General features: G+C 34.2%; 25 protein-coding genes. 13 read left to right on the forward strand and 12 right to left on the reverse strand.

Features of this window, described 5'->3' with window-relative positions; translation table 11 throughout:
* The first annotated feature begins 64 nt into the window (after nucleotides 1-64).
* From BMY96_RS11525 to BMY96_RS11535, 3 genes are all read left to right on the forward strand, one after another.
* Nucleotides 65-796 (forward strand): class I SAM-dependent methyltransferase, encoded by a 732-nt coding sequence (locus BMY96_RS11525; RefSeq protein WP_092852296.1) that lies wholly within the window; start codon nucleotides 65-67, stop codon nucleotides 794-796.
* An 85-nt stretch (nucleotides 797-881) separates the two neighbouring features.
* Nucleotides 882-1,556, forward strand: a complete 675-nt coding sequence (locus BMY96_RS11530; protein ID WP_092852298.1) for a ZIP family metal transporter — start codon at nucleotides 882-884, stop codon at nucleotides 1,554-1,556.
* Nucleotides 1,557-1,683: 127 nt separating this feature from the next.
* Entirely contained in the window at nucleotides 1,684-2,112 is a 429-nt protein-coding gene (locus tag BMY96_RS11535; protein WP_092852476.1) for a DUF4268 domain-containing protein, read from the forward strand.
* Nucleotides 2,113-2,205: 93 nt separating this feature from the next.
* On the opposite strand, the gene BMY96_RS11540 is transcribed toward BMY96_RS11535, so the two are convergent.
* From BMY96_RS11540 to BMY96_RS11550, 3 genes are read right to left on the reverse strand one after another with little or no spacing between them, the layout of a single operon-like run.
* Nucleotides 2,206-2,715: a GNAT family N-acetyltransferase gene (locus BMY96_RS11540; protein ID WP_092852300.1), complete on the reverse strand. Its 510-nt coding sequence runs from the start codon at nucleotides 2,713-2,715 to the stop codon at nucleotides 2,206-2,208.
* Nucleotides 2,705-3,331, reverse strand: coding sequence for a PAQR family membrane homeostasis protein TrhA (trhA, locus tag BMY96_RS11545; protein ID WP_092852302.1), 627 nt, complete (start codon nucleotides 3,329-3,331; stop codon nucleotides 2,705-2,707). Before trhA ends, BMY96_RS11540 begins: the two co-directional genes overlap by 11 nt.
* Complete coding sequence (locus BMY96_RS11550) at nucleotides 3,332-4,009, reverse strand: DUF4294 domain-containing protein (protein ID WP_092852304.1); 678 nt, start codon at nucleotides 4,007-4,009, stop codon at nucleotides 3,332-3,334.
* A gap of 373 nt (nucleotides 4,010-4,382) precedes the next feature.
* Here BMY96_RS11550 and BMY96_RS11555 point away from each other — a divergent pair, with 373 nt between their 5' ends.
* The 3 genes from BMY96_RS11555 to BMY96_RS11565 are packed head-to-tail and all read left to right on the forward strand — an operon-like array spanning nucleotide 4,383 to nucleotide 6,740.
* Nucleotides 4,383-5,471 (forward strand): M42 family metallopeptidase, encoded by a 1,089-nt coding sequence (locus BMY96_RS11555; RefSeq protein WP_092852306.1) that lies wholly within the window; start codon nucleotides 4,383-4,385, stop codon nucleotides 5,469-5,471.
* A 43-nt stretch (nucleotides 5,472-5,514) separates the two neighbouring features.
* Nucleotides 5,515-6,069, forward strand: coding sequence for an NUDIX hydrolase (locus BMY96_RS11560; RefSeq protein WP_092852308.1), 555 nt, complete (start codon nucleotides 5,515-5,517; stop codon nucleotides 6,067-6,069).
* Nucleotides 6,066-6,740, forward strand: coding sequence for a PrsW family intramembrane metalloprotease (locus tag BMY96_RS11565; RefSeq protein ID WP_092852310.1), 675 nt, complete (start codon nucleotides 6,066-6,068; stop codon nucleotides 6,738-6,740). The genes BMY96_RS11560 and BMY96_RS11565 overlap by 4 nt, the downstream gene beginning before the upstream one ends.
* A 6-nt stretch (nucleotides 6,741-6,746) precedes the next feature.
* Here BMY96_RS11565 and BMY96_RS11570 read toward each other — a convergent pair whose 3' ends face one another.
* On the reverse strand, nucleotides 6,747-8,222 hold the full coding sequence (locus BMY96_RS11570; RefSeq protein ID WP_092852312.1) for a T9SS type A sorting domain-containing protein: 1,476 nt from the start codon (nucleotides 8,220-8,222) through the stop codon (nucleotides 6,747-6,749).
* 181 nt (nucleotides 8,223-8,403) lie between these two features.
* Here BMY96_RS11570 and BMY96_RS11575 point away from each other — a divergent pair, with 181 nt between their 5' ends.
* The 3 genes from BMY96_RS11575 (at nucleotide 8,404) to BMY96_RS11585 (ending at nucleotide 12,059) form a co-directional block, all read left to right on the forward strand.
* On the forward strand, nucleotides 8,404-8,892 hold the full coding sequence (locus tag BMY96_RS11575) for an acyl-CoA carboxylase biotin carboxyl carrier protein subunit (protein ID WP_092852314.1): 489 nt from the start codon (nucleotides 8,404-8,406) through the stop codon (nucleotides 8,890-8,892).
* Nucleotides 8,893-9,003: 111 nt separating this feature from the next.
* Nucleotides 9,004-10,446 carry an acetyl-CoA carboxylase biotin carboxylase subunit gene (gene accC, locus BMY96_RS11580; RefSeq protein WP_092852316.1) on the forward strand — a complete coding sequence of 481 codons (1,443 nt, stop codon included), beginning with the start codon at nucleotides 9,004-9,006 and terminating at the stop codon, nucleotides 10,444-10,446.
* Between the two features lie 62 nt (nucleotides 10,447-10,508).
* A complete protein-coding gene (locus BMY96_RS11585) occupies nucleotides 10,509-12,059 on the forward strand; it encodes an acyl-CoA carboxylase subunit beta (RefSeq protein WP_092852318.1) in 1,551 nt (516 codons plus the stop codon).
* A gap of 274 nt (nucleotides 12,060-12,333) precedes the next feature.
* Here the strand turns inward: BMY96_RS11585 and BMY96_RS11590 are convergent, their stop codons facing one another.
* The 3 genes from BMY96_RS11590 to BMY96_RS11600 all read right to left on the reverse strand — a co-directional run bounded on the left by BMY96_RS11590 (nucleotide 12,334) and on the right by BMY96_RS11600 (nucleotide 15,289).
* The gene (locus BMY96_RS11590; RefSeq protein ID WP_092852320.1) at nucleotides 12,334-13,947 is read right to left on the reverse strand and encodes a helix-turn-helix transcriptional regulator; all 1,614 of its coding nucleotides are present in this window, start codon (nucleotides 13,945-13,947) and stop codon (nucleotides 12,334-12,336) included.
* Between the two features lie 81 nt (nucleotides 13,948-14,028).
* On the reverse strand, nucleotides 14,029-14,667 hold the full coding sequence (locus BMY96_RS11595; RefSeq protein WP_092852322.1) for an acyloxyacyl hydrolase: 639 nt from the start codon (nucleotides 14,665-14,667) through the stop codon (nucleotides 14,029-14,031).
* Nucleotides 14,668-14,674: 7 nt separating this feature from the next.
* Nucleotides 14,675-15,289 (reverse strand): DEAD/DEAH box helicase, encoded by a 615-nt coding sequence (locus BMY96_RS11600; RefSeq protein ID WP_092852324.1) that lies wholly within the window; start codon nucleotides 15,287-15,289, stop codon nucleotides 14,675-14,677.
* Between the two features lie 188 nt (nucleotides 15,290-15,477).
* Here BMY96_RS11600 and BMY96_RS11605 point away from each other — a divergent pair, with 188 nt between their 5' ends.
* Nucleotides 15,478-16,683 carry a multidrug effflux MFS transporter gene (locus BMY96_RS11605; protein ID WP_092852326.1) on the forward strand — a complete coding sequence of 402 codons (1,206 nt, stop codon included), beginning with the start codon at nucleotides 15,478-15,480 and terminating at the stop codon, nucleotides 16,681-16,683.
* A gap of 6 nt (nucleotides 16,684-16,689) precedes the next feature.
* Here the strand turns inward: BMY96_RS11605 and BMY96_RS11610 are convergent, their stop codons facing one another.
* On the reverse strand, nucleotides 16,690-17,208 hold the full coding sequence (locus tag BMY96_RS11610; RefSeq protein WP_092852328.1) for a DinB family protein: 519 nt from the start codon (nucleotides 17,206-17,208) through the stop codon (nucleotides 16,690-16,692).
* Between the two features lie 5 nt (nucleotides 17,209-17,213).
* Nucleotides 17,214-18,986: an ABC transporter ATP-binding protein gene (locus BMY96_RS11615; protein ID WP_092852330.1), complete on the reverse strand. Its 1,773-nt coding sequence runs from the start codon at nucleotides 18,984-18,986 to the stop codon at nucleotides 17,214-17,216.
* A 165-nt stretch (nucleotides 18,987-19,151) separates the two neighbouring features.
* Here BMY96_RS11615 and BMY96_RS11620 point away from each other — a divergent pair, with 165 nt between their 5' ends.
* The 3 genes from BMY96_RS11620 to BMY96_RS11630 are packed head-to-tail and all read left to right on the forward strand — an operon-like array spanning nucleotide 19,152 to nucleotide 22,351.
* The gene (locus BMY96_RS11620; RefSeq protein WP_092852332.1) at nucleotides 19,152-19,766 is read left to right on the forward strand and encodes a fumarylacetoacetate hydrolase family protein; all 615 of its coding nucleotides are present in this window, start codon (nucleotides 19,152-19,154) and stop codon (nucleotides 19,764-19,766) included.
* Nucleotides 19,767-19,775: 9 nt separating this feature from the next.
* Nucleotides 19,776-21,692, forward strand: a complete 1,917-nt coding sequence (locus BMY96_RS11625) for a DUF294 nucleotidyltransferase-like domain-containing protein (protein WP_092852334.1) — start codon at nucleotides 19,776-19,778, stop codon at nucleotides 21,690-21,692.
* Nucleotides 21,689-22,351, forward strand: coding sequence for a 3'-5' exonuclease (locus BMY96_RS11630; RefSeq protein WP_092852336.1), 663 nt, complete (start codon nucleotides 21,689-21,691; stop codon nucleotides 22,349-22,351). The genes BMY96_RS11625 and BMY96_RS11630 overlap by 4 nt, the downstream gene beginning before the upstream one ends.
* An 86-nt stretch (nucleotides 22,352-22,437) precedes the next feature.
* Here BMY96_RS11630 and acs read toward each other — a convergent pair whose 3' ends face one another.
* The 3 genes from acs to BMY96_RS11645 all read right to left on the reverse strand — a co-directional run bounded on the left by acs (nucleotide 22,438) and on the right by BMY96_RS11645 (nucleotide 26,558).
* Entirely contained in the window at nucleotides 22,438-24,345 is a 1,908-nt protein-coding gene (gene acs, locus BMY96_RS11635; protein ID WP_092852338.1) for an acetate--CoA ligase, read from the reverse strand.
* A gap of 247 nt (nucleotides 24,346-24,592) precedes the next feature.
* Nucleotides 24,593-26,311 (reverse strand): sodium:solute symporter family protein, encoded by a 1,719-nt coding sequence (locus BMY96_RS11640; RefSeq protein WP_092852340.1) that lies wholly within the window; start codon nucleotides 26,309-26,311, stop codon nucleotides 24,593-24,595.
* Nucleotides 26,301-26,558, reverse strand: coding sequence for a DUF4212 domain-containing protein (locus tag BMY96_RS11645; RefSeq protein WP_092852342.1), 258 nt, complete (start codon nucleotides 26,556-26,558; stop codon nucleotides 26,301-26,303). Before BMY96_RS11645 ends, BMY96_RS11640 begins: the two co-directional genes overlap by 11 nt.
* Between the last annotated feature and the right edge of the window lie 13 nt (nucleotides 26,559-26,571).

Here is a 26,571-nt window from a genome sequence, read left to right on the forward strand (position 1 = left end):
GTGCGCGGACTTGTAACGAAAAGCCTGACCACGCTTTTGGGCGTGGTAACCCCCAAACAACACTATGACTAACAACACAACGACTTGGTTTTCTTCTTGGTTTGACACGCCATATTACCACATTTTATACAAAGACAGAGACGATACAGAAGCGCAAGCTTTTATGGAAACTTTAACGCATTACTTAAATATTCCGGAAGGAGGAACTATACTAGATTTGGCTTGTGGCAAGGGCAGGCATGCCTTATACCTTAATAAAATTGGCTACGATGTTACGGGTGTAGATTTAAGCGAAAACAGCATAAAGTTTGCTAAGCAATTTGAAAACCATCGTCTTAAATTTGATGTGCACAATATGTGTAAACCCTACCATAAACAGTTTGATGCGGTTTTTAATTTGTTTACTAGTTTTGGCTATTTTGAGGACGATGAAGATAATTTAAAAACCATTAAAGCCATTAAAGAAGATTTAAATGAATTTGGTTTTGGGGTTATAGATTTTATGAATAGTGAGTTTGTTATTGATAATTTAGTACCGGAGGAAATTAAAACGGTTGATGGCATTGATTTTTATTTAAAACGCTTTGTTGAAGATGAATATATTATAAAAGATATTACTTTTACGGCCGATGATAAATTATATAATTTCCAGGAGCGGGTTAGGGCATTTACTTTAGCCGATTTCGAACTGCTTTTTGAGCAGGCTGGTGTGCATTTATTAGATGTTTTTGGCGATTATAAATTAAGAAAGTTTAGCGCTAAAACATCGGAACGCTTGGTGATGATTTTTAAGTAAGTGGTTGGTAAATTAACGTTAAATCATTTTTAGCCTTAAAGATTATTATAGATTGAATTTTAAATTTGAATAGTATTTTTTTTAAATGAACATGTTTCTTTTACCCTTATTGGCGGTAGTATTAGGTTTTATATTAGCTTTTATAACTAAAACGCAAAAGTCGTGGAATACCAAATTATTACTTTCTTTTAGTGGGGCTTTTTTATTGGCGTTAACCCTTTTTGAACTGCTTCCTGAGGTTTACCACCACTTAGACACAAAAGTTACTGGCCTTTTTATAATGTGTGGTATTATGCTGCAAATTGTTTTGGAGTTATTCTCGAAAGGTGCCGAACATGGGCACGTGCACATCCATAAAAACGGAACTACTTTCCCTTGGTTATTGTTTATTAGTTTGTGTATACACAGTTTTTTAGAGGGGTTTTCTATACACGACCACAACGATATGGTGTATGGCGTTTTAGTGCATAAAATACCTATAGCAACTTTAATTACCACGTTTTTGTTACAGTCTGATTATACAAAACTAAAAATGGGAGCCTTTTTAGTAACTTTTGCTTTTATGACACCATTAGGTACTTGGATTTCCCTTAACTTAACATTTTTAGCCCATTATGTGCACATGATAAACGCCGTGGTTATTGGTATATTTTTCCATATTTCGACTACTATTTTGTTTGAAAGTGGCGACGGACATAAGTTTAATTTCTCTAAATTTATATCGATTATTGTAGGTGTTGCGGTGGCTTATATGATTTAAAGGCCTTTCCCTAGCCCTTTCCAAAGAAAAGGGAATTACAATGAATATATTGCGTGAAAATAATTTTATAATCAATTAACACAGGAGTGTTTCCTTCCTTATGGGAAGGATTAAGGATGGGCTTTTTATGTTTAGCAAAGAAGAATCAAGACGTTTAAGAGAAGAATTTTGGACCAGCTTTGGAAAATCCTTTCCAAGGAAATGGGTATTGTACGATACTAAATTAAAGGGCTTTAGTTTTAAATTTCATTTTGATAATAAAACGGCTTTAGTAGCGCTAGATCTTGAGGACGATTTGGAATACCGCATTAAATACTGGGAAAAACTAGTGGCTTTAAAATCGATTTTACTAGACGATTATCTTCCTGAAGCTATTTACGACGAAGAATATTTTTTAGAAAACAAAAAAGAGATTTCTAGAATTTACGTGCCTTTAGAGCAAAAAGTATCCATACACAACAAAAACTCCTGGCAAGATGTTATGGTGTTTTTTAATACACACATGAGCTTGTTTGAAGCTTTTTTCGAGGAATATAAAGAGGTTATTGAGGGATAATATTTCTGCCTACGCAAAAATCTGGTACATGGAAAACGCTTTTACAATACTTACTTAAAAACTTAATTTTAGGTGTATTGATGAGATTCCTGCCTAGGCAGGAATGTGTTTTACCATTTCATAATCGTCCATAATAAAGCCATTTCCAATATCTGCCACTATTGGCCCTATATTCTTAAAGCCTAACTTCTCGTAAGCCTTAATAGAATTTGTATTATGAATGTTTACGGTGAGTCTTATTTTATCTAGCTTATATTGTTTGACTTTATCCTCCACAAAAGCCATAGCAGTTTTCCCTATTTTTTTTCCTCTATAACTACTTAACACATAAATTTTACTTAAAAACAAAGCATCAATTTCCTTTTTTATAGAGATATAGCCAACGGAAACGCCTTCGAAATTTATAATATAATATGCACAACCATTTTTAACTTGCTCTGTAATAGGCTTTACCGATTGAAATTTTTCTAGCATGTAGTCTATTTGTGGCTTGCCCACAATTGGGATGTAATGCTCACGCCAAATAACATCGGCTAATTTTTCAATTTGAAGGTAATCTTTGGTGGTGTTAGCTATTTCAATTTTTATATTATCAAATAACATAATTAAAAATCATTAAAAAGTGAAAAACGGCTCCTGCCAAAACAAACAAGTGCCAAATAACATGATTGTAGGGTATTTTATCAATGGCATAAAACACAATACCAACGGTATAAGCCATACCTCCTGCAAATAGCCAAAAAATGCCTTGTTCGCCTATTTGGTTGGAGAGGTTTGAAAAATCGAAAACAATTAGCCAACCCATTACCAAATACAATAAGGTAGAAAAAAGCTCGAACCTTCCTGTAAAGAACAGTTTTAAAATAACGCCAAAAGCTGCTATACCCCAAACTATAAAAAAAAGAACCCAACCTAAGGACTCATCTAACGAAATTAAGCATACCGGTGTGTATGTTCCAGCTATTAAGAAGTAAATACTAATATGATCTGCAATCCTAAAATAATGCTTATACCGCTCTTGTTTTACAGCATGATACAATGTAGAGGCTAAAAACAAAATAACAATAGAAAGCCCATAAAGTATAACACTAAACAAACTCGAATCTGTTTTATTGGTATTGTGTGTTAAAAGTAATACCAAGGCAACAACACCAAATAAGGCACCCAAAGCATGGGTTATACTGTTTAGTTTCTCTTCGAATGGCGATTGAATACGCATTTATTCCGGAGTTTTTTGATGCACCCATTTATTGGTTAAATCGTAAAAATCAAATTCGATTGCCGATTTTTGTCGTTCTAAGCGTCCGCTTTGGAAATTTCGTTGTAAAATATCTTCAATTAAATAATCTTCTTTTTCGTTTTCGGGGTCGTACTCACGTTTTAAAGAAATATCGAACATACTGGCTGTTGTATTATACCAAAAGGCACGCCAACCGTTACGCAGTTCTTTAACAAGCTCGAAAGCCGTTACACCGGTTTGCCTGTGAATGAGCTTTACCAAAATCTGCCCCTCGGTTCGGGTCATTTTTTTTAATTCTTCAGAAAACTCACCTTCAATATACTTTTGCACACGCTTGGTGTAGCGTTTTTTATCTCGATTTTTAGTAAGTGTCATCATGCGGGCATTCATAGAATCTAATCGTTCGGCAGCCATTTTAGCATACGGATATACTTTAATGGTTTTACGGCGTAGTATTAAATATCTAATTCTGTCCTTTTTGCTATTAAACTTTAGTTTGTGTAACAGCATGACTTCATCTAAATCTATAGATGTTCTGGGTACAGAGTCGCCACTTATTATTAAATATTTTTCGGGTATAGAATCTTGCTTAATGTCTTCAATTTGGGCGAAGAGTAAGATAGGGAAAAATATAAGTATGTATTTTACGTATTTCATGTAATAAACAATGGGACATTTATTATGCCAAAAATACTGAATTTCTAAAAATTGCGCGTGTTTGTATTCCAATTATTATGATAGTAAGTTTTAAAGCTAAAATCTGGAAATTTTAATTCTGAATAATTTACTGAATTAATTGATATTTAGTTAGCCTTAAATGAACATGCTAAAAATAAAATAACTTTAAGTTTAAGTCCGGAAGCTAGCAGATACTTGTGTTAGGGATTGCAATGGAAAGCCCACAGCCTGACGAAGGAAGTGCGAGGACTTGTATTGGAAAGCCCGACCCTTTATGGGTAACGCCCAAAAACTTTAAATTAAGAAACAATTATAGATAATATATTATTATTTTAGTACAAAATTTATATAAATGGCAAAGAAGAGCATATTGAACAAAAAGTCTATGGACTTTTTAGAAAAATATTTAAATAACGCGGCACCAACAGGATATGAGTGGGACGGACAAAAGCTGTGGATGGATTATTTAAAACCTTATGTAGATGAATTTATTACAGATACTTATGGTACTGCAGTTGGGGTTATAAACCCTAAGGCAAAATATAAAGTGGTTATCGAGGGGCATGCCGATGAGATTTCGTGGTACGTTAATTATATATCGGATAACGGATTAATTTACGTGATTAGAAATGGTGGTAGCGACCACCAAATTGCGCCGAGTAAAGTGGTTAACATCCACACTAAAAATGGTATTGTAAAAGGGGTTTTTGGATGGCCTGCCATACATACTCGTAACAAGGCTAAAGAGGAACCACCAAAACTAGATAATATTTTTATTGACTGTGGTTGCGCTACTAAAGCTGATGTTGAAAAACTTGGTGTACACGTGGGATGCGTTATTACTTACCCAGATGAGTTTCATGTTTTAAATGAAGATAAGTTTGTTTGCAGAGCTATTGACAACCGTATGGGCGGTTTTATGATTGCCGAAGTAGCCAGATTATTAAAAGAAAATAAAAAGGAATTGCCTTTTGGATTGTACGTTACTAACGCCGTACAAGAAGAAATAGGTTTACGTGGTGCCGAAATGATTACGCAAACCATAAAGCCTAATGTAGCTATTGTAACCGATGTAACCCACGATACTACAACGCCAATGATTGAGCCTAAAACGGCTGGATTGTTAGAAATTGGTAAAGGCCCTGTGGTAGCTTATGCTCCTGCGGTACAACAAAAGTTAAGAGATTTAATTACAGATACGGCTGAGGCTAAAAAGATTCCGTTTCAGCGTTCGGCTTTATCGCGTGCTACAGGAACCGATACCGATGCTTTTGCTTATAGCAATGGTGGTGTTGCTTCGGCATTAATTTCGTTACCATTACGCTACATGCATACTACCGTAGAAATGGTACATAGAGATGATGTTGAAAACGTTATTAAATTAATTTATGAAACTTTACTTAAAATAGAAGACGGCGAAACGTTTAGCTATTTCAAATAACATTTAAGCCTCTTAACCGAGGCTTTTTTTAGGTTTTATGTTTATGGACGAATATATAGATATTGTTGATGCCCAAGGACACCCTACGGGTAAGGCAGAGTTAAAATCGGTGATACATACTAAAGGTTATTATCACCATACGGCACATATTTGGTTTTACACAAGCGATGGTTATATATTATTATCGCAACGGTCGGCAAAAAAAGCTATTTGCCCATTGCTATGGGATGTTTCTGTAGCTGGACATATTGATGCTGGCGAAACCATAGAATCTGGAGCCATTAGAGAGATTGAAGAAGAAATTGGACTACCCATTTCGGAAAAAGCGTTACACAAAATTGGTGTTTTTGAATGTTTACAGTCTTATGATAATGGTATTGTAGATAATGAATTTCATAATACGTTTATTACGGAATTACCTGTGCCGGTAGAAAAGCTAGTTAAGCAAGATGAAGAAGTTGAGGCTTTAAAACTAGTATCCTTTGAAGGGTTTAAAACACTTATTGCAACCATAGGACATAACAATAACCATTTTGTACCGTCCAATAAAGCGTATTACGAGTTTGTGTTACAAGCTATAATTAAACATACAAAATGAGTTTATTACTTGTAGCCATTGCTCCTGTTTTTATAATTATACTTTACATTTATTTAAAAGATAAGTACGAGAAAGAACCACGACAACTGCTTCTTTATAATTTCCTGCTTGGTGCTGTGGTTAGCATTATAATAACTTCGATTTTGTATTATGTTTTTGATATCGTTTTACCGCTAACCAACAAAACAAGTATATTGGAGCAATTTATAAAAGCCTTTTTTGTTGTTGGTTTAATTGAAGAGTTTAGCAAATACATTATTATTAGATATTTTGCACAACCAAATAAAGCATTTAACGAACCTTTTGATGGTATTGTTTATGCCGTAATGGTATCGATGGGTTTTGCAGCCACCGAAAACATTTTTTATGTTGCAAATGGAGGCTTCACTACTGCCCTAGCCCGAGCTTTTACTGCTGTTCCGGCTCATGCTACTTTTGGCATTATTATGGGGTATTTTATGGGTAAAGCTAAATTTTCGAACAACAAAGTAGCCTTAAACCTAATGGGGTTATATTCGGCCATACTATTTCATGGTGCTTACGATTTTTTCTTGTTTATAGACTTTGTTCCAGGTATTTGGGTTGGTGCTTTTTTATCTTTATTTATTGGTATAATATTATCTAGAAAAGCCATTAAAACGCATCAAAACCGATCGCAATTTAGAGTTTAAACCGTGTTATTTTTTAATAAACTTAATGGTTTTTATAGTATTTCCGGTAGTAAACGTGGCGAAATATAAGCCATCTGCTATAAAACTAATATCCACTTGCTTGTTGTTTAAAAAACGGTTTTTATAAATAACTTTACCAAAAACATCTTTAATACTAAAGTCTAATTCTTCATTTAAAGCTGATGCTAAATACAATGTATTACCGGCAGGATTTGGGTATAAAGTTATATTTTCATTTTTTGCAGAAATGCTTGTGTTAGATAAGGTATAACTTCCTAATTCTGCAACATAGGTATCTACCGAGTCACCATCAACAGCGCCACTCCAATCGCTTGCAAATAATAATCGTGTTCCTGTTGGGCTAATAGTTACATGAGGTTCTCCTGCATAACTAAAAGGAGACTCATCACTTCTATGATGGGCTACTCTGTAAACATCGGCATCCGTTTCGTTAACCTTAGCTACAAATAGTTCTTGATCTAAAAGTTTAACGCCATCACGCTCAAATCCTAAACAAGATACGGCAACCCAACCATCTTCTAAATTTTTATGTGCCAGTGCCGAAATGTGAGTTCCCGACTTAGGGTAATCATAATCGGTATAGCTAGTTACAGCAAAACAATTACCAGTTGTAGCATTGTGCGCCACTAAAGTACCTTGGCAACCACCATACCGTCCTTCTTCAAAATTAATATTGTAATAAGCATCGTCGCCATTTCCTAATTTACCTAAGCATGAATGCTGAATACCATTAACATTTAAATCTCTAACAAATTGGCCACTAGCGTCGTAAACCGCACCTCTATGAAAAAACATGTTGCCACTTGGAAATGGCATTGGCGCCGTATATTCAATATTTGCAATATTAAATTGCGTTAAACTTTGAGTCGAAATCCTATAATAATAAGCAGCATCATTGCCACATCTAAACGCAAAAACATCATTATCCCACGACATCATTTGTATATCGTTACCGCCTGTTACTCCATTTGCAGGCGGACACCCGCTTAAAGTTCTAATATTTACAAGTATTGTTTTTACTTGTGTTTGTACGTTATAGCTTATTAAATCGTCATTATTGCCATCCATATAAAAAAACACATTAGGATCTGTGAACGACCAGAAAATAGTTTCAATATCATCGGGAAACACATCGGATAAATTTCTAATAAATGTATAATCGGTACCGTTTAAAAGTTGGTGTACACCACCTCCGTAAACAATTAATAAACTCTCATCGGCATTCCAAGCTTGAATGGTGCTGTACATCGGTTTTACGTAATTGCCTGCAGTGGCTTGAGTAATGCGTCGTATTTGAGTACTGGTAAACGACGGATCTGTAACCGCTTCCAAATAGTTTGGTTTGTCCAAATCTTGCATAGGGTGTTGCGCCAAATCGTTGGCAATATACCCTTGCCCTAAATTTTGAGAAACACCTTGAAATACTGCAAAACAAATTAGCAAAAACGTAATTTTTTTCATGGATACATTTAGTTTGGTTATATAATAGTTACGGTTTAAGTTTTAATTTAGACTGTTTTACACATAAAGTAATTAAGAAAATTAAAACACAATTACTAAAATTAGAGCTTTTTCCTACTTAAATAATTTCTATTTTATACTTATATTTACTAGAATTAATATCAGTTCTTATTATAAAAACATGGATAAAAGTTTTAAAGTAAAAGTTAATAACACGTTCGATTTTGATATTTCTGAAGCTGAACTTTCTAACCTAGATACGCTTCAAACTTCAAAAAACGGCTATCATATCTTACAAAATAACAAATCCGTTAAGGCAGAAATAACAGAAGCCGATTTTAATAACAAAACTTACCAAATAAGCATAAGAAACCATATCTATAAGGTTAGCATTTCTAATAAATTAGATCTGTTAATAAAAGATATGGGACTTTCTGTTAAAACAGCCAAACAAATAGATTTTATTAAAGCGCCTATGCCCGGTTTAATATTAGAACTACATGTTAAGGTTGGACAAGAAGTTAAAGAAAACGAAAGTTTATTGATACTTGAGGCTATGAAAATGGAAAATAGTATTAGCGCTCCACGGTCCGGAACTATAAAATCTATTGCGGTTAAAAATGGCGATGCTGTTGAAAAAAACCAACTACTAATTGAGTTCGAAAACTAAAATAAGCTAGGATAAAAAAGGATTTTATAAATGCATCTATGACGTTCTTTTATTATTCGTAATAAAAAACAAGATTTCCTTCTTGGAGGACATGACAAAAACTAATTATTAATGAAAAAAATACTGGTTGCAAACCGTGGTGAAATAGCCATAAGAGTAATGAAAACGGCTCAGAAAATGGGTATAAAAACGGTTGCTGTATTTTCTACAGCCGACCGTAATGCGCCCCACGTAAAATTTGCCGATGAGGCTGTTTGTATTGGCCAACCGCCTTCTAATCAATCGTATTTAAAAGGGGACAAAATTATTGAAGTGGCCAAACAATTAGGTGTGGACGCTATACATCCTGGATATGGTTTTTTGAGTGAAAATGCCGCTTTCGCTGAATTATGCGAAACTAATAACATCATTTTTATTGGTCCGAAATCAAAAGCCATAAAAATAATGGGAAGTAAACTTGCTGCAAAAGATGCCGTAAAGGCATATAATATTCCTATGGTTCCGGGTATTGACAAAGCAATTACCGATGTAAATAAAGCCAAAGACATTGCAAAAACTATTGGCTTTCCTATTTTAATAAAAGCATCTGCTGGTGGTGGCGGAAAAGGTATGCGTGTCGTTGAAAAGGAAAGCGAATTAGAATCGCAAATGACACGTGCCATTAGTGAAGCCACTTCGGCATTTGGTGATGGCTCTGTATTTATTGAAAAATATGTGAGTTCGCCAAGGCATATCGAAATACAGGTTATGGCAGATAGTCACGGTAATGTGTTACATTTTTTTGAGCGTGAGTGCAGTATCCAGCGTCGCCATCAAAAAGTAGTAGAAGAAGCGCCTTCTTGTGTTTTAACGTCTCAATTAAGAGACAAAATGGGAGAAGCCGCCGTAAAAGTGGCTAAAGCTTGCGATTATTTAGGTGCAGGAACGGTAGAATTCTTATTAGACTCCCACCATAATTTCTACTTTTTAGAAATGAATACGCGCTTGCAAGTAGAACACCCTGTTACCGAGTTAATTACTGGTGTCGATTTAGTTGAACTACAAATTAAAGTAGCTCGTGGTGAAGCTTTACAACTTAAGCAAAAGGATTTAATAATTAATGGACATGCTTTAGAGTTACGTGTTTATGCCGAAGATCCTCTTAATGATTTTTTACCTAGCGTTGGGCATTTAGAGGTTTATAAATTACCTAAAGGCGAAGGTATTCGTGTGGATAATGGTTTTGAAGAAGGTATGGATATTCCTATTTACTACGATCCTATGCTTGCAAAATTAATCACCTTTGCTAAAACGCGGGAAGAGGCTATTCAGCTTATGATAAACGCCATTGAGAACTATCATATTAAAGGTATTGAAACTACCCTACCCTTTGGCAAATTTGTATGCGAACATGATGCTTTTAGGTCTGGTAATTTCGACACCCATTTTGTAAAAAAGTATTATTCACCTGAAGCCTTAAAAGCTGAAACAGAAAATGAAGCTAAAATTGCTGCATTAATAGCTGTTAAACAATATATTAAAGATCAAAAGGTATTACGATTACCTTTAAAGTAAACAGTTAGCAAAAATATAAACACCGTTAAACTTTGTGCCTTTGGGCCTTTGCAAAAAATAAGATGGAATCTAGACAAGACAAAATAGACAAGCTTAATAAACATAAAGCTCTTTCAGAATTAGGAGGAGGTCAAAAACGTATTGATAAACAACACGCCAATAAAAAACTTACGGCTAGAGAACGTATTAATTATTTATTAGACGAGGGGTCTTTTGAAGAAATTGGTGCTTTAGTAACACACAGAACCACCGATTTTGGCATGCAAGACCAAATTTATTATGGCGATGGTGTAATTACGGGATACGGCACTATAAATGGTAGATTGGTTTATACTTATGCTCAAGATTTTACGGTATTTGGCGGTTCACTTTCTGAAACTCATGCCGAAAAAATATGTAAAATCATGGATATGGCTGTAAAAGTAGGCGCTCCAATAATAGGGCTTAACGATTCTGGTGGCGCGCGTATTCAAGAAGGTGTGCGCTCTTTAGGTGGTTATGCCGATATATTTTATAGAAACGTGCAGGCTTCGGGTGTAATTCCACAAATATCGGCAGTTATGGGGCCTTGTGCAGGAGGTGCTGTTTACTCGCCTGCCATAACCGATTTTACCATTATGGTAGAAAATACAAGCTATATGTTTGTAACCGGACCTAATGTAGTTAAAACCGTTACAAATGAAGAAGTTAGCAGTGAAGAACTTGGTGGTGCCGAAACCCACGCTACAAAATCTGGAGTAGCGCATAAAACCTCAGAAAACGATATTGCTTGTCTTGAAGATGTAAAACAATTATTAAGCTATTTACCGCAAAACAACACAGAAACCACTAAAAAACTAGAGGTTACATTAAAGGATGAAATTCGAGATGTTTTATCGGACATCGTTCCAGAGAGCTCAACCAAGCCTTATGATATGAGAGCGGTAATTACAGGTATAATAGATGAAGATTCATTTTACGAAATTCATGAAAATTATGCCGAAAGTATCATTGTTGGATTTGCACGATTAGGTGGCAGAAGTATTGGAATTATCGCTAATCAACCTATGGCCTACGCAGGCGTTTTAGGCGTTAACAGCTCTAGAAAAGCAGCACGTTTTACACGTACATGCGATTGTTTTAATATACCGCTATTGGTTTTGGTTGATGTTCCAGGATTTTTACCAGGAACAGACCAAGAGTGGAATGGTATTATCATGCACGGTGCAAAGCTATTATATGCGCTTAGCGAAGCCACAGTGCCTAGAGTAACCGTTATTACAAGAAAAGCATACGGTGGTGCTTATGACGTTATGAACTCTAAACACATTGGAGCAGATTATAACTACGCATGGCCTGGAGCAGAAATTGCCGTAATGGGTGCTAAAGGCGCAAGTGAGATTATTTTTAGAAAAGAAATTGCAGCCGCAGATAATCCTGAAGATAAACTAGCCGAAAAAGAAGCCGAATATGCCAATACATTTGCAAATCCTTATAAAGCAGCCCAACGTGGTTTTATAGACGAAATAATTCTGCCCAAAAACACAAGACGTAAATTATTAAAAACTTTTGCTATGTTAGAAAATAAAATAGTTGAAAGACCTAAACGTAAGCACGGTAATATTCCGTTATAAAAAAAGAGCCTAACATAATCAGGCTCCTTAGTTTCACTTCAATATTAAGATCTTAAAAAGATAAGTCTTAATAATCCTCAATTTTAATTCCTGTTTGATAATTAAAACTATTTGAAACACAACCAACCCAGCATTTCAAACTAAATTTTAACTAACAATTAAAACAAGAAATTGAATAATTAATAGCGCATCAAATATCTTAATTTATTATAAAATTAAGCAATAAAACACTACTCAACTTATACTCACATTAAAAAAATTGCAATAAAACAACTTATTTTGTAGAAATTCCACTTAATGTACTAGCAAATGTATTTTCAAGAAACTCAAGCAAAGTTTCCTTGTCGTTATTGAATTCAATTTTTTTAGAAATTCTATATCGTCTACTTTCAACAGACCTAATGGTGGTGTTTAAAAAAACAGCAATTTCTTTGTTTGAAAACCCCATAAGTAAATAATAACAAATTACTGTTTCTGTTTTTTTAAGTTGCGGATAATTAGTTTTAATTTTATTAAAAAACTCAATATTAAACTCATTAACTAACTCCAAGTGGTTACTTGTTTTGTCAAGTAAAGTAGAAGTGTTAATGTGCAAATTTCTATAAAGTTCTTTAATTTTATCTTTTTGAAACTCTACACCTTCGGTTACAGAAATTTGTTTTATATCATTTTTTAAATTTTTAATGTAACTTTCTAAACCAAAAACTTTAGTGGCAAGCTGGTCGTTATTAGACTTTAAATAGGACAAATTATTACTATTTTCTAAATTACTAAGCAGTAGCTTCTTTTTTTGTTTTCTATATAACACGAAACAAAATACAATTAGAGTAAGTAAAACAACCACTGAAGCACCTCCTAATATAGTACTAAACTTATACTTTGAGTCTTGCTTACCCATTTCCTCCGAACCTTCTATTAAAAGAGCATTACTAATTTCTATACTATTTTCAATAGTTTTTTCATATAATTCATTTTGAAATAGAAATAAAGAATCGCTATATACTTTAGAAGCATCAAATACACCTATATCTTTATAATAGTCTGAATAAAGTTTATAATACTCTTTTACTACATCTATACTTAGAAATTTTTTTAACTTCGATGTTTCTTTTAAATAAAAAAGTGTTGAATCCATATCTTTTTTATTTAAATAAACATCTGCTAAACTACTATTTATAGCCCCTTCAAAAGCATAATAATTTACTTTAGCAATATTAGGATTTGCTTTAAGCTCCTTAAAATAATTAAAATATTTATGAGCTTCCTCTAAACTATCTAACCAAATATAATTTGAACAAACTATATACAAGCCAAACATATGGTAATATGGGTCTTCTCGTACCTCTTTATATTTATCTATTTTATTTAATAATAAACTATTACTTTCTTCATGTTTCCCATCTAGATATTTTGCATACGCCTCAACCTGCTCTACTTCAAATATACTATAATATTTCTCGCAATTATTATAATAACTTTTCGCTTTATCTAAGTATGTATAGGCTAGTTTTTGCTTATCCATGAAGTATAAGTTAGAAAACATACTAATACAAACCTCTCCTCCTATGCAGTACTCTTTCTCTATTTCTGCAAATTTAATAGCCAAATTAGCACTTTGGTAATGCTTAATAAACTCATTATAGTCGTCGTATATTATTGCTTTTAAAGAATAATATTCTGTAACCCTACCTGGAATATAATCCTCTATTGGTGAGGGGATGCTGTCTAGAAATCTTAAGGCTTTATCGCTACTATTATCTAGATAAACGTCGGCCGAATCTACAAAACGATAAAACCCTTGTTCTACTTGACCATAAACCAACAAATTACAAATAGTAACATATAAAATAATGCTTACAATAGAGGGAGAAAAATTACTTTTTAGCATGTATATTACTTAAAATATAAATAAAACAATGTGTAAAAATACACAAATAGCGATAAACATGTAAAATATTACAAGGATAACTTAAAAGTTATACAAAATTGACACTTCGGAATTGGTTGTATTATGCCCTCCATTTGGCTGTTTCATTTCTAGATTTGAAGTATGTCTTACCGAATATCTAAAATCAAACCTTAATCTGTTAATATCGTAAGACAATCCTAAACCAAAAATATCTGAAAACGCAAAACCTTTAGCTAGACGTTCGGTTTCTTTATCGGCTACCATTGGCCCTAAACTACCAATAGCATAAGTACTTACTCCACTATATATTTTATACCTAGCTATAATACCACAATTTAAAACATATTCATTTATAGTTCTTTTTTGGGTGTATAACTCCGTTAATTCTTCGTGGTTATCAAAATCCGAAGGTTTAATATAAAATCTATTTAAAAGTTGATGTTGTACTACATTAAAACTGGGTTCTAAATTAACTTCGAAGGCCCATTTTTTCTTGTCTTTAAATCTATAATTAATCTGAATTTTGTAAAAATCGACCTCATGAGTATAATCCTTGGCGTTAAAAGGATATTTGTTTTGAGATCCTGTGCCATATGTAAATCCTAACATTACTTGCTCTTTTTTAATTTGAGTAAATCCTAAAAAAGAACATAGCATAAACACAACCATAAGACCAAATATCTTATTTTTTTGCTTCATGGAAATTTTATTTACAAGTAATAATTTGTGCGTTATACATAAATGAATCTTGCCAACGCTCGAATCGGGTATCAAATTTAGTTGAAAACACTAAATATTGACATTTACCAATACTTTCTGGTGTTCGCGCTATTTCACCTAAATTGTTGTTTTGAAACAAAAATTCGGCATCTTCAACAATAAACATTTGTATTTTATTCAAGTTTATTCCATTTAAATAATACAGTTTATTTAAACGTTTTGGAGTTGCAATAACAATATCGACACCATCATAAATTTCGTTACGCTGGTCGTCAATATTTTTTTGATCGTAGGCACAATACACTCTTAAATCTGTTCCTTTTAAATAACTTTTAAATTCTAATTCTAAACTTAGGGCAGCTTGTTTATCTTTTGCAAAAATTAAAGCTCTTGGGGCATCTTCAAATGCTTCTCCTTTTAATTTCTGAATAACACTAAGCACAATACTTGTTGTTTTCCCTGAGCCCAATGGCGCAATACAAAACAAGCTTGCTCCTCCTTTAATTTTGGGTAAAATAGATTTCTGAAAAGATAAAGGGCTATTAAAACCTTTAGTTTGTAAGGCTTCTTTTAAAGGTTCAATAAGTTTTTTAAAGGACATATAAGGTATACATAAATAGAATTGCAAATATAGTGCTAAATAACTCCGCCCAAAACCCTTTAAAAAAATAACATCTTTCAAATTCTGTTAAAGTCAATTTAACATCTCTTTTTTTTTAACAATGTTAATATTGTATTAATAGACTCGTATAGGATAATTAAAGGTTAAAAATCTTCTATTTTTACGGCATGAATACACCCCAAAAATTTAAGTTTGAATTTGTTGCGTTAATGGCATCACTAATGTCTATAGTAGCACTAGCCATTGATGCTTTACTGCCCGCTATACCACAAATTGGAGCCGCGTTAGGTGTAACCAACCCCGAAAACAATCAACTATTAATTACCATGATATTTTTGGGCATAGGTTTTGGTCAATTAATTTTAGGCCCCTTATCAGATAGTTTTGGAAGAAAACCTCTAGTTTATGTTGGTTTCGTAATATTTTTCATTGCAAGTTTTATTTGCGTTTCCACTAAAGATTTTGAATGGATGATAATTGGGAGAACGCTTCAAGGCTTCGGACTTTCCACCGCGCGAACCATAAGTATTTCTATGGTTAGAGACGAATTTCAAGGCGATTACATGGCGAAAATAATCTCGATAATTGTTATGTTTTTCCTTTTAGTTCCTGTAATAGCACCAACTTTAGGTCAACTTTTAATACACTTTTTTAACTGGGAATCTATCTTTTATTTTAATTTAATTTTCGGCGTACTTATAGTACTTTGGTTTTGGATTAGACAGCCAGAAACACTGGCTAAAGAAAAACGTATAAAGTTTTCGGCCAACTTATATGTAAATGGTACCAAAGAGTTTTTTAAAAATAAAGAAGCCATTGCTTTTACATTAATTTCTGGGTTTATTACGGGGTCGTTTATGGTGTATTTAAGCACGTCTCAGCAAATATTTCAAGAGCAATACAACCTAGCTGAAATGTTTCCTTATATTTTTGCAAGTTTGGCCATTTCTATTGGTGTTTCTACCTTTTTAAATAGTCAACTAGTTGTAAAATATGGCATGACTAGACTTGCCTATTATGCGTGTATAGCGTACACTCTAATTTCGGTGTTGTACGTTATTTTATTTTGGTCTGGAATTAACCCTAGTATTTATATTTTATTAAGCTTTTTTGCTATGCAGTTTTTTGCTGTAGGTTTCCTTTTTGGAAATTTAAGAGCTTTAGCTATGCAACCTTTAGGACATATTGCTGGTATTGGAGCTGCTATTAATGGTTTTTTGTCTACCGTATTAGCGGTTCCAATAGCCAATTATATAGGGAGTTTTGTGCAAACCTCCGTACTTCCGTTATTTGTAGGGTTTTCGGTTTTTGGATTATTATCGCTAAGTGTTTTTCTGCTTATAAAAAGTAAATTAAACGTTATAAACGCCTAATCGCTTTTAAAGATAACGCTCTTTTATAATGTTAATGTGATGTATTTCATGACCTAGCGTTATGAAGGCCGCAGCTCTAGCAGACATGGTACTTCCACTCGCCGTACCTAGTACTTCTAAATCTTGTGAGCTTAAACTTTTAAGAAGTACTATAAAGTTTAGGCGCACCATTTGATATTCTTCAATTAAACTTGCCATCGATTTTTTATTGGCTCCAGATGGCAAAATGTAATCGTTTTGCTCGTAGCCTGCCAACGGAGTTTTATCATGTCTTGCTATTCTGAAACAACGATACATAAAAACACGTTCGTTATCTATTATATGCTGAAAAACCTCTTTAATACTCCATTTATCTTTGGCGTAACGATACTCTAATTTATCCTCAGGAATAGATTTGAAGAAATTTTCAACCTGTGTTTTTGCCTCAATAAAGCCTTCTAGTAAGTTGATATCGCGAGACACTTTGGCTATATAAGTTTCATAAAACGGATTATACTCGTTAGCTTTTAAATCTGTTACTTTCATTTGTTTTAAATTTTTGCTTGATAGGTATATAAATCGAAATATCTGCCATTAAGTTTTATCAATTCGTCATGCGTGCCTCTTTCAACAATACGACCGGCTTCGATAACTAAAATTTGGTCGGCTTTTCTAATAGTACTTAAGCGGTGTGCAATAACAATTGTAGTTCTATCTTTAACCAATTCATTTAAACTTTTCTGAATTAAAGCTTCACTTTCAGTATCTAAATTTGAAGTCGCTTCATCTAAAATAACAATCTTCGGGTTTGCTAAAATTGCTCTTGCAATAGCTAAACGTTGACGCTGTCCTCCAGAAAGCTTAACGCCTCGTTCTCCTATTAAGGTTTCTAAACCATCATCAAAACGATCTGTAAACTCATTTACATAGGCTGCTTTTACTGCATTTTGTAATTCTTCTTCGGTAGCATTAGGTCTTGGAAACATTATATTCTCTCTAATGGTTCCTTCAAATAAAAATTCATCCTGCAATACCACACCTAAATATTTTCGGTAGCTATTTAGTTTTACTTTCGATAAATCCTGATTATCAATAGTGACTTGCCCCGAATTAGGATTTAAAAATGTAGCCGATAATCCTGCTATAGTAGATTTCCCTGAACCAGAACTACCAACCAATGCCGTAACGGAACCTGCAGGTGCTTTAAAACTAATATTATGAAGCACTTCTTTATCTGCTTCATAAGCAAAAGACACATCGTTAAACTCAACATCGCCTTTTAAAGCTTCTAGCTGGATGGTTCTATTTACATTATCTTCTTCAGCAGTCATATTCATTAGCTCTTCAGTTCTATCTAAACCTGCTAAAGCCTCTGTTAACTGGCTTCCTATATTACTCATTTGAACAATAGGCGCTATCATAAAACCAAGTATTAATGTAAAGAATAAAAATTCACCTGTGGTCATTTCTCCTAAAATCATATAATAACCACCAATACCCATAATTCCTGTGGTAGCCACACCAATTAAAAAGGTTGAAGAACTCGTCATAAAAGCCGTAGCCGTTAAGCTCTTTTTTACATTTTGATATAGTTTATCTACACCTTTTTCAAACACAATATTTTCTTGCTCTTCGGCATTAAATGCTTTTATAACTCGCACTCCTGCCAAAGTTTCGGTAAGTCTACCTTTTACTTCGGCATTTATTTTACCACGTTTTCTAAAAATAGGACGAATATATTTAAACGCTTTTAGGGCAATAAAACCAAAAATAGATAGCGGAACAAACACAAAAAGTGTCATCCAAGGGTTTAATTTAATTAAAATAATTAATGAAACTACAGCCGTAAACGAACCACCAACTAATTGCACCAAACCAGTTCCTATTAAATTACGAACACCTTCAACATCGCTCATAATACGCGATACCAAAGCACCAGACTTTGTATTATCGAAAAAGCTTATGGGTAACGACAATACTTTTTTCTGTACTTGAGCACGAAGTTCGCTTATTAAATATTGGGCCTGTACACTTAAAATTCTAGTTAAAGCAAACGAGGTGGTTGCTTGAACCGTTATAGCTGCCAAAACAATAGCAATTAAAGTATATACCTGAGACACATCCTTACTTGGTACTACTTCATCTAATAACACCTTACTTTGCCAAGGTAAAATTAAACCTGCTAAACTTCGTATTACAATTAAAACTAAACCTATAAAAACTAACTTTCGCCTTGGCCAAATAATCGTTTTAAAGGCTTGCGCCATAGTTACTTTTGGTTTGGTTTTATCTTGGTTTTTTGAAGATTCTTTAAGGTGTTGCATAACTATTTTAAAATAATATAGATTACAAAATTACGCATTAAAGATTGATAATATTAGAGAACTTAAAATTAAAAAACACCCAAAACAAAGGGCTATTTTATACTTTATATAAATTATAATAGACTAATTATTACATTTACAATAAAATTATAAAACAACTAAACTATGAAAATAATTGGCATTGGTAAAAACTACGTAAACGACAAAAGTGAAATTGCTGCTGTAAAAACAGGCGATCAAGTTATTTTTTTAAAGGCTGAAAGCACTTTAGTTACGGATAATAAAAACATCGGTTTTCCTAAGATTACTAACCAACTAAATTATGAAGTCGAGTTAGTTGCTAAAATTGGTAAATCTGGTAAAGATATTGAAGAAAGTAATGCAGCATCTTACATAAGCGAAATAGGAATTGGCATTGATTATACGGCGAAAGATGTTTTAAATGCAACTCGAACTAATAAAGGCCCATGGGCATTGGCCAAAGGTTTTGATGGCGCATCGCCAGTAAATGGATTTAAACCGGTTTCCAACTTTTCTGATATTAATGACATTAACTTTAGCTTAATGATTAACGGAAAGGAAGTACAGGCAGGAAACACGAGTTATATGATTTATAATTTTGCTGAAATTATAGCGTTTGTTTCAAAATACATGACTTTAGAACCTGGCGATTTAATTTTTACAGGAACACCAGCAAGTGGTGCTGGTCAAAATTTTGTAGGCGACCATTTGCAAGCTTCTATAGAAGGTGACTTGCTCTTAGATTTTAAACTAATTTAAATTAGTTTTATGAAAAACTCAATTGCAGAACGGGTTGCTGAATTTTTAAAACGCTATCCACCATTTAATTTAATAAATGCAGCTAGCCTATTGCTAATAGCAGAGCAGGTTAGCATTATCTATTTGGAAAAAGGAGATACCATTTTTAAAAACGGAGATATTAACCACGATTGCTTTTATGTAGTTAGAGACGGGGCCATAAGTCTGTACTATAAAAACGGTGATGTAAATGAAATTACAAACATACATGATACAGGCGATTTATTTGGTTTACGTGCTTTAATTGCAAAAACGCCCTACCACCTTAACGCCACTGCAAATGAAGAGTCTATAATTTATGCCATTCCAATATCTATTTTTCAGTCGGTAACAGATAAAAGTGTTAACATTCAAAAGTACCTTATTACCGCTTTTGCCTCCAATGATTACACGCCATATACCTCTGAACAAGCAGGTAAAATTTTTGTAGATTATATTCCAAGCAACTCACAAGATGTTGTAAGTTTTCAAACCGCAAACTATACTAAAGCACCTATTACTTGTAGCACATCTTCCACCTTAAAAAGTGCTGCAAAAAAAATGTGCGCGCATAAAATTGGATGTATAATTGTAATTGATACTTATAAAAAACCTGTTGGTATTATTACTAATAGCGATATAAAAAACAAAATTGCTACAGGGCTTTTTCCTATTGAAACTAAAGTAACTCAAATAATGAGTTCTCCTGTTATTACCGCAAAAAAAGACTTAACAGTAGCCGATGGTCAATTACAAATGATAAAAAATAGCATAGGACATTTATGTATCACCAAAGATGGCACTGTAAATTCTAAATTAATTGGTGTATTAACACACCATGATGTTTTAACTAGCTTAGGAAACAACCCAACGGCCATTTTAAAAGATATTAAAAGAGCTAAACGAACAAAAAAACTTCGTGCAGCCAGACATAAAGCCAATGGTTTATTAAAAAGCTATTTAGAGCAAAACATTCCCCTATCGCATATTATAAAAATAATTTCTCAAATTAATGATGCGGTAACGGTTAGAGCCATAGACCTGGCTATTTTAAAAATGCCTACGCCACCGCCTGTTTCATTTACGTGGTTGGCATTAGGTAGCCAAGGCAGACGCGAACAATTACTATTTACCGACCAAGACAATGCTTTAATTTTCGAAAATGTATCTAAAAAAGACTATGCAGCAACTAAAGACTATTTTTTAGAACTTTCGAAACTCGTTAATAAAACACTTAATAAAGTTGGTTTTGAGTATTGCGAAGCCGATATGATGGCTAGTAACCCAGAGTGGTGCAAATCGCTTTTAGAATGGCAAGACCAATTTAAAACTTGGATTTTAAATCCGGATGAAAAAGCCATATTACTATCGTCTGTTTTTTTTGATTACAACGCTGTTTATGGTAATACCACCTTCACAGATAAAATAACAGACACTATTTTTAACACCTTAAATGAAGCCTATTTATTTTATAAATTTCTGGGTAGAGATGCGGTAAAAAGCCCATCGCCTCTTGGTTTTTTTAAACAATTTTTAATTGAACAGAATGGAGAGCAAAAAGAACTTTTTAATATAAAAAGCAGAGCCATAATGCCATTGGTAGATGCTGCTAGACTCCTTATTTTAAATAAGCAAATTAAAGGAGTTAATAATACTTACGAGCGCTTTGAAAAGTTAGCTGCATTAGAACCTGAAAACTCAGAGTTATACGAATCTTGCTCGTATGCTTTTAAAGCCCTTTCTAAATTTAAAACCAAGCAAGGATTGTTAAATAGTAATTCTGGAAAATTTATAAACCTTAAAACACTAACTAAAGAAGAGAAATTAAAACTAAGACGCTGCTTTAAGCCCATACATGAAATTCAAGACGTTTTAATAAATAGATTCGATTTAAAAAACTTTATATGATTAGTTGGTTTAAAAAGCGTAAAAAAGACTATCCAGAATTTTGGTTGGACTACCTTGAACATTTTAAGGACATAAAAAAAACACCCATTAACGAGACACGCTTTGTTGCCTTTGATACTGAAACTACTGGTTTTGACAGGAAAAAGGATAGAATATTATCCATTGGCGCTGTTGCCTTTGTAAATAAAAGAATACCTGTAAACCAAAGCCTTGAATTATACTTAGAACAAGATATTTTTAACCCAGAAACCGTTAAAATACATGAGATTATGAAGTCTAGTGATTTTGTGAAAATATCGGAACTAGAGGCCATAAAAGTGTTTTTAGATTATATAAAAAATGCCATTTTAGTAGCACACCATGCGAATTTTGATAAAACCATGATGAATGAAATGCTTTCTAGAAATGGCTTAGGAAAACTAAAAAATAAATTTATTGACACTGGGGTGTTATATAATAAATCCAAACACAAAATATATCAAGAAAACTTGAAGGAACACTATTATTTGGACGATTTGTGCGAAGAACTAAATGTACCAAAAGTAGATAGACACACCGCCAATGGTGATGCCCTAATTACGGCTATTGTGTTTTTAAAAATCTTAGCACGTTTAGATAAACGTAAAAATTTAAAATGGAGTTATTTATTGGGTAAATAGACCTGAATACAGGCAATTAATAAAACCTAAACTTGATTTTTAAATTAAAATAAAATCAAGTTTAGGTTTAGTTTTAATTATAATAATTAAAGCACATTATCCATAATTTCTTGCACCACTTCTGGGTTTAATAAAGTGCTAGTATCGCCTAGATTAGCAGTATCTTTTTGGGCTATTTTACGTAAAATACGCCTCATAATTTTGCCCGACCTGGTTTTTGGTAATCCGCTAGTAAATTGAATTTTGTCTAGTTTAGCTATTGGACCAATACTCTCTGTTATAATTTGATTTATTTCTTTTCTTAAATTATTTTGATCTCGACTTTCCCCTGTATCTTTTAGAGTAACATAACCGTATAATGCACTTCCTTTAACATCGTGTGGAAATCCTACAATGGCAGATTCTGCTACTGCTGGATGCTCGTTTACGGCGTCTTCAATTGGTGCAGTTCCTAAATTATGACCCGAAACGATAATAACATCGTCTACCCTACCTGTAATTCTGTAATAACCAACTTCATCGCGAAGGGCGCCATCGCCAGTAAAATACTTGTTTTCATAGGCTGAAAAATAAGTCTCTTTATAACGTTGGTGATTTCCCCAAATAGTTCGAGCTATGGATGGCCAAGGATACTTAATACACAATCTACCTTCTACTTGATTGTCTTTAAGTTCATCGCCATTTTCGTCCATTAAAGCAGGCTGAATACCAATAAAAGGTAAGGTAGCATAAGTTGGTTTGGTTGGTGTTGAATACGGAATTGGAGAAATCATAATACCTCCTGTTTCGGTTTGCCACCATGTATCTACAATTGGACTATTTCTTTTACCTACATTATCGTTATACCAATGCCACGCCTCTTCATTTATTGGTTCGCCTACCGAACCTAAAACTTTAAGAGAACTTAAATCGTATTTTTCTACTAACTCTGCGCCTTGTTTTGCTAAGGCACGAATAGCTGTTGGAGCGGTGTAAAACTGATTGACTTTATGCTTTTGAACGATATCCCAAAAACGTCCAAAATCTGGATAACTTGGCACGCCCTCGAACATTACTGATGTGGCGCCATTTACTAACGGGCCATATACAATATAACTGTGTCCGGTTATCCAACCAATATCGGCAGTACACCAATACACATCGTTTTCGCGATATTGAAATACGTTTTTAAAGGTATATGCGGTGTAAACCATATATCCGGCGGTGGTATGCACCATACCCTTTGGTTTTCCGGTTGAACCTGAGGTGTATAAAATAAACAACGGATCTTCGGCATTCATTAGTTCGGCATCGCAATGCTCGGACGCATTGTCTAAAAGGGGTTGCAACCACGCATCGCGACCAGAAACCATATTAATTTCTGTATTAATTCGTTTTGCTACTAAAACGCTTTTTACGCCAGGGCAGCTCTCTAAAGCTTCGTCTACTATACCTTTTAAATCGATTGTTTTTGCGCCACGGTAGGACCCATCGCTGGTTAATACCATTTTACAATCGCTATCGTTTATACGAGTGGATAATGCTGTAGAAGAAAATCCTGCAAAAACTACAGAGTGTATAGCACCAATTCTGGCACATGCTAAAACGGATACGGCTAGTTCGGGAATCATGGGTAAATAGATGCACACACGATCGCCTTTATTGATGCCTTGCACTTTTAAAACATTAGCAAATTTATTAACACGTTTATATAGTTCGTTATAGGTAATATGTTGTGCGGCTTCATCTGGATTGTTGGGCTCAAATAAAATGGCTGTTTTTTCGCCTCGTGTTGCTAAGTGCCTATCGATACAGTTTTCTGTTATGTTTAATTGTGCGCCTTCAAACCATTTTACTTCGGGTTTAGAAAAATCCCAACTTAAGACCTTATCCCATTTTTTTCGCCATAGAAAATGTTCTTCTGCTATTTCTTCCCAAAAACCTTCTGGGTTGCGTACAGATTTTCTATAAACTTGATAATACTCTTCTAAATGTTTTATATGGTAATTACTCATGGTTTAGTTCTGTTTGTATGTTATGATTATAACGTGGTGACACAATATTTTAAGCTTCTAATTTAATAAATTAATGTAGATTAGAACTGATTAATACCGGCAGATTGTTATAAAATACTGTTAATAAAATGGTTTTAGCAAACTTGCCCGCGTTAGGGATTGAACGGCGTGTTTGAGCTCCCGACAACGGAGGAGCGAGTAGTGAAAGCCCGCCCCTGCCCCAAGGCTGGGGAACGCCCAAATACTTTTAATGTGTGGCTTTGCCCGCGCCACTTGGTATTCTAATATGTTCTACAATGTCTTGAACGTTTTGTGGTGGTTCTGGTGTGAATTTCATGATAACTAAGGACACGATGAAATTGATAATCATAGCGACTGTACCGAAACCTTCGGGCGAGATGCCGAACCACCAATTGGCTTTTGTACCGCCGCCAAACCAGCCAAACTTAAATTTGGTCATGTAGAAAAGCATGGATAAAATACCGACTACCATACCGGCAATGGCGCCTTCTTTATTCATTTTTTTGTAAAATATACCCAAAATAATGGCTGGAAAAAAAGATGCTGCCGCCAACCCGAAGGCTAATGCTACGGTGGCTGCTACGAATCCTGGTGGATTAATTCCGAAATATCCGGCAACGCAAACCGCCACTACTGCTGCTAAACGTGCTGCAATTAACTCGCCTTTTTCTGAGATGTTTGGATTGATCATTTTCTTGATTAAATCGTGAGAAACTGATGCTGAAATGACTAATAATAATCCTGCGGCGGTTGATAATGCTGCTGCTAATGCTCCTGCTGCAACCAATGCGATAACCCAGTCTGGTAATTGTGCTATTTCTGGGTTGGCTAGTACCATAATATCTTTATCGACTACTAATTCGTTATTTGTTTCGTTGGCTACATAGTTAATTATACCATCGTTATTTTTATCGTTAAAGACTATTAAACCTGTTGTTTCCCATTTTTTAAACCATTCTGGCATATTAGCATAGGGTTGATTGGATACGGTTTCTATCATATTGGTTCTCGCAAATACGGCTACTGCTGGCGCAGCGGTGTATAAAATTACAATTAGCAATAAGGCTAAACCTGCCGATTTACGAGCATCTTTTACTTTTTTAACGGTAAAGAAACGCACTATAACGTGCGGTAAACCTGCTGTGCCAACCATTAATGCTAATGTTATTGCAAAAACATCTATGGTAGATTTTGAACCTTCGGTGTATTGGTTAAAGCCTAAATCTGTACTTAAACCATCTAATTTATCTAGTAAATAGGTACCGGAACCATCGGCTAATTGACTCCCAAAACCTAATTGTGGTATGGGGTTACCCGTCATTTGAATAGAAATAAAAATAGCGGGCACCATAAAGGCGAAAATAAGCACGCAATATTGTGCTACTTGTGTGTATGTGATGCCTTTCATACCACCTAAAACAGCATAAAATAAAACAATTACCATACCTATAACGACACCTGTATTAATATCGACCTCTAAAAAACGTGAGAATACAAGACCTACACCTCGCATTTGACCTGCAACGTAAGTAAACGATACGATTAGTGCACAAATAACGCCTACTAATCGCGCGGTGTTGGAATAATAGCGATCGCCAATAAAATCGGGCACTGTGAATTTGCCAAATTTCCTTAAATATGGTGCAAGTAATAGTGCAAGTAATACATAGCCACCGGTCCACCCCATAAGGTAAACAGCCCCATCGTACCCATCGAACGAAATAATTCCTGCCATGGAAATAAATGAGGCCGCACTCATCCAATCGGCTGCCGTTGCCATACCGTTTGCTAATGGGGAAACGCCGCCTCCAGCCACATAAAACTCGTTTGTTGAACCTGCCCTAGCCCAAATGGCTATGCCTATATATAATGTAAATGTTATGCCTACTAAAACATAGGTCCAGTTTTGTACCCCAAATCCTTCAACCAATAAACTATGCATCATAACCGTATTTTTTATCTAGTTTATTCATTAAACGAACGTATACAAATATTAAAACAACAAAAACGTACATAGAACCTTGCTGTGCAAACCAAAACCCTAGTTTAAAGCCTCCAATTTTAATTGAATTTAATTCTTCCTTAAATAGAATTCCTGCCGCGAAGGATACTAAAAACCATATGGCTAATAGTATTAAAACGTACCGGATGTTTTCTTTCCAATAGGCTTTTGCGTTGTCTTTTTCTGTCATTATTATCTTGGTT

Source organism: Algibacter pectinivorans (assembly GCF_900112595.1).
GTDB lineage: Bacteria > Bacteroidota > Bacteroidia > Flavobacteriales > Flavobacteriaceae > Algibacter_B > Algibacter_B pectinivorans.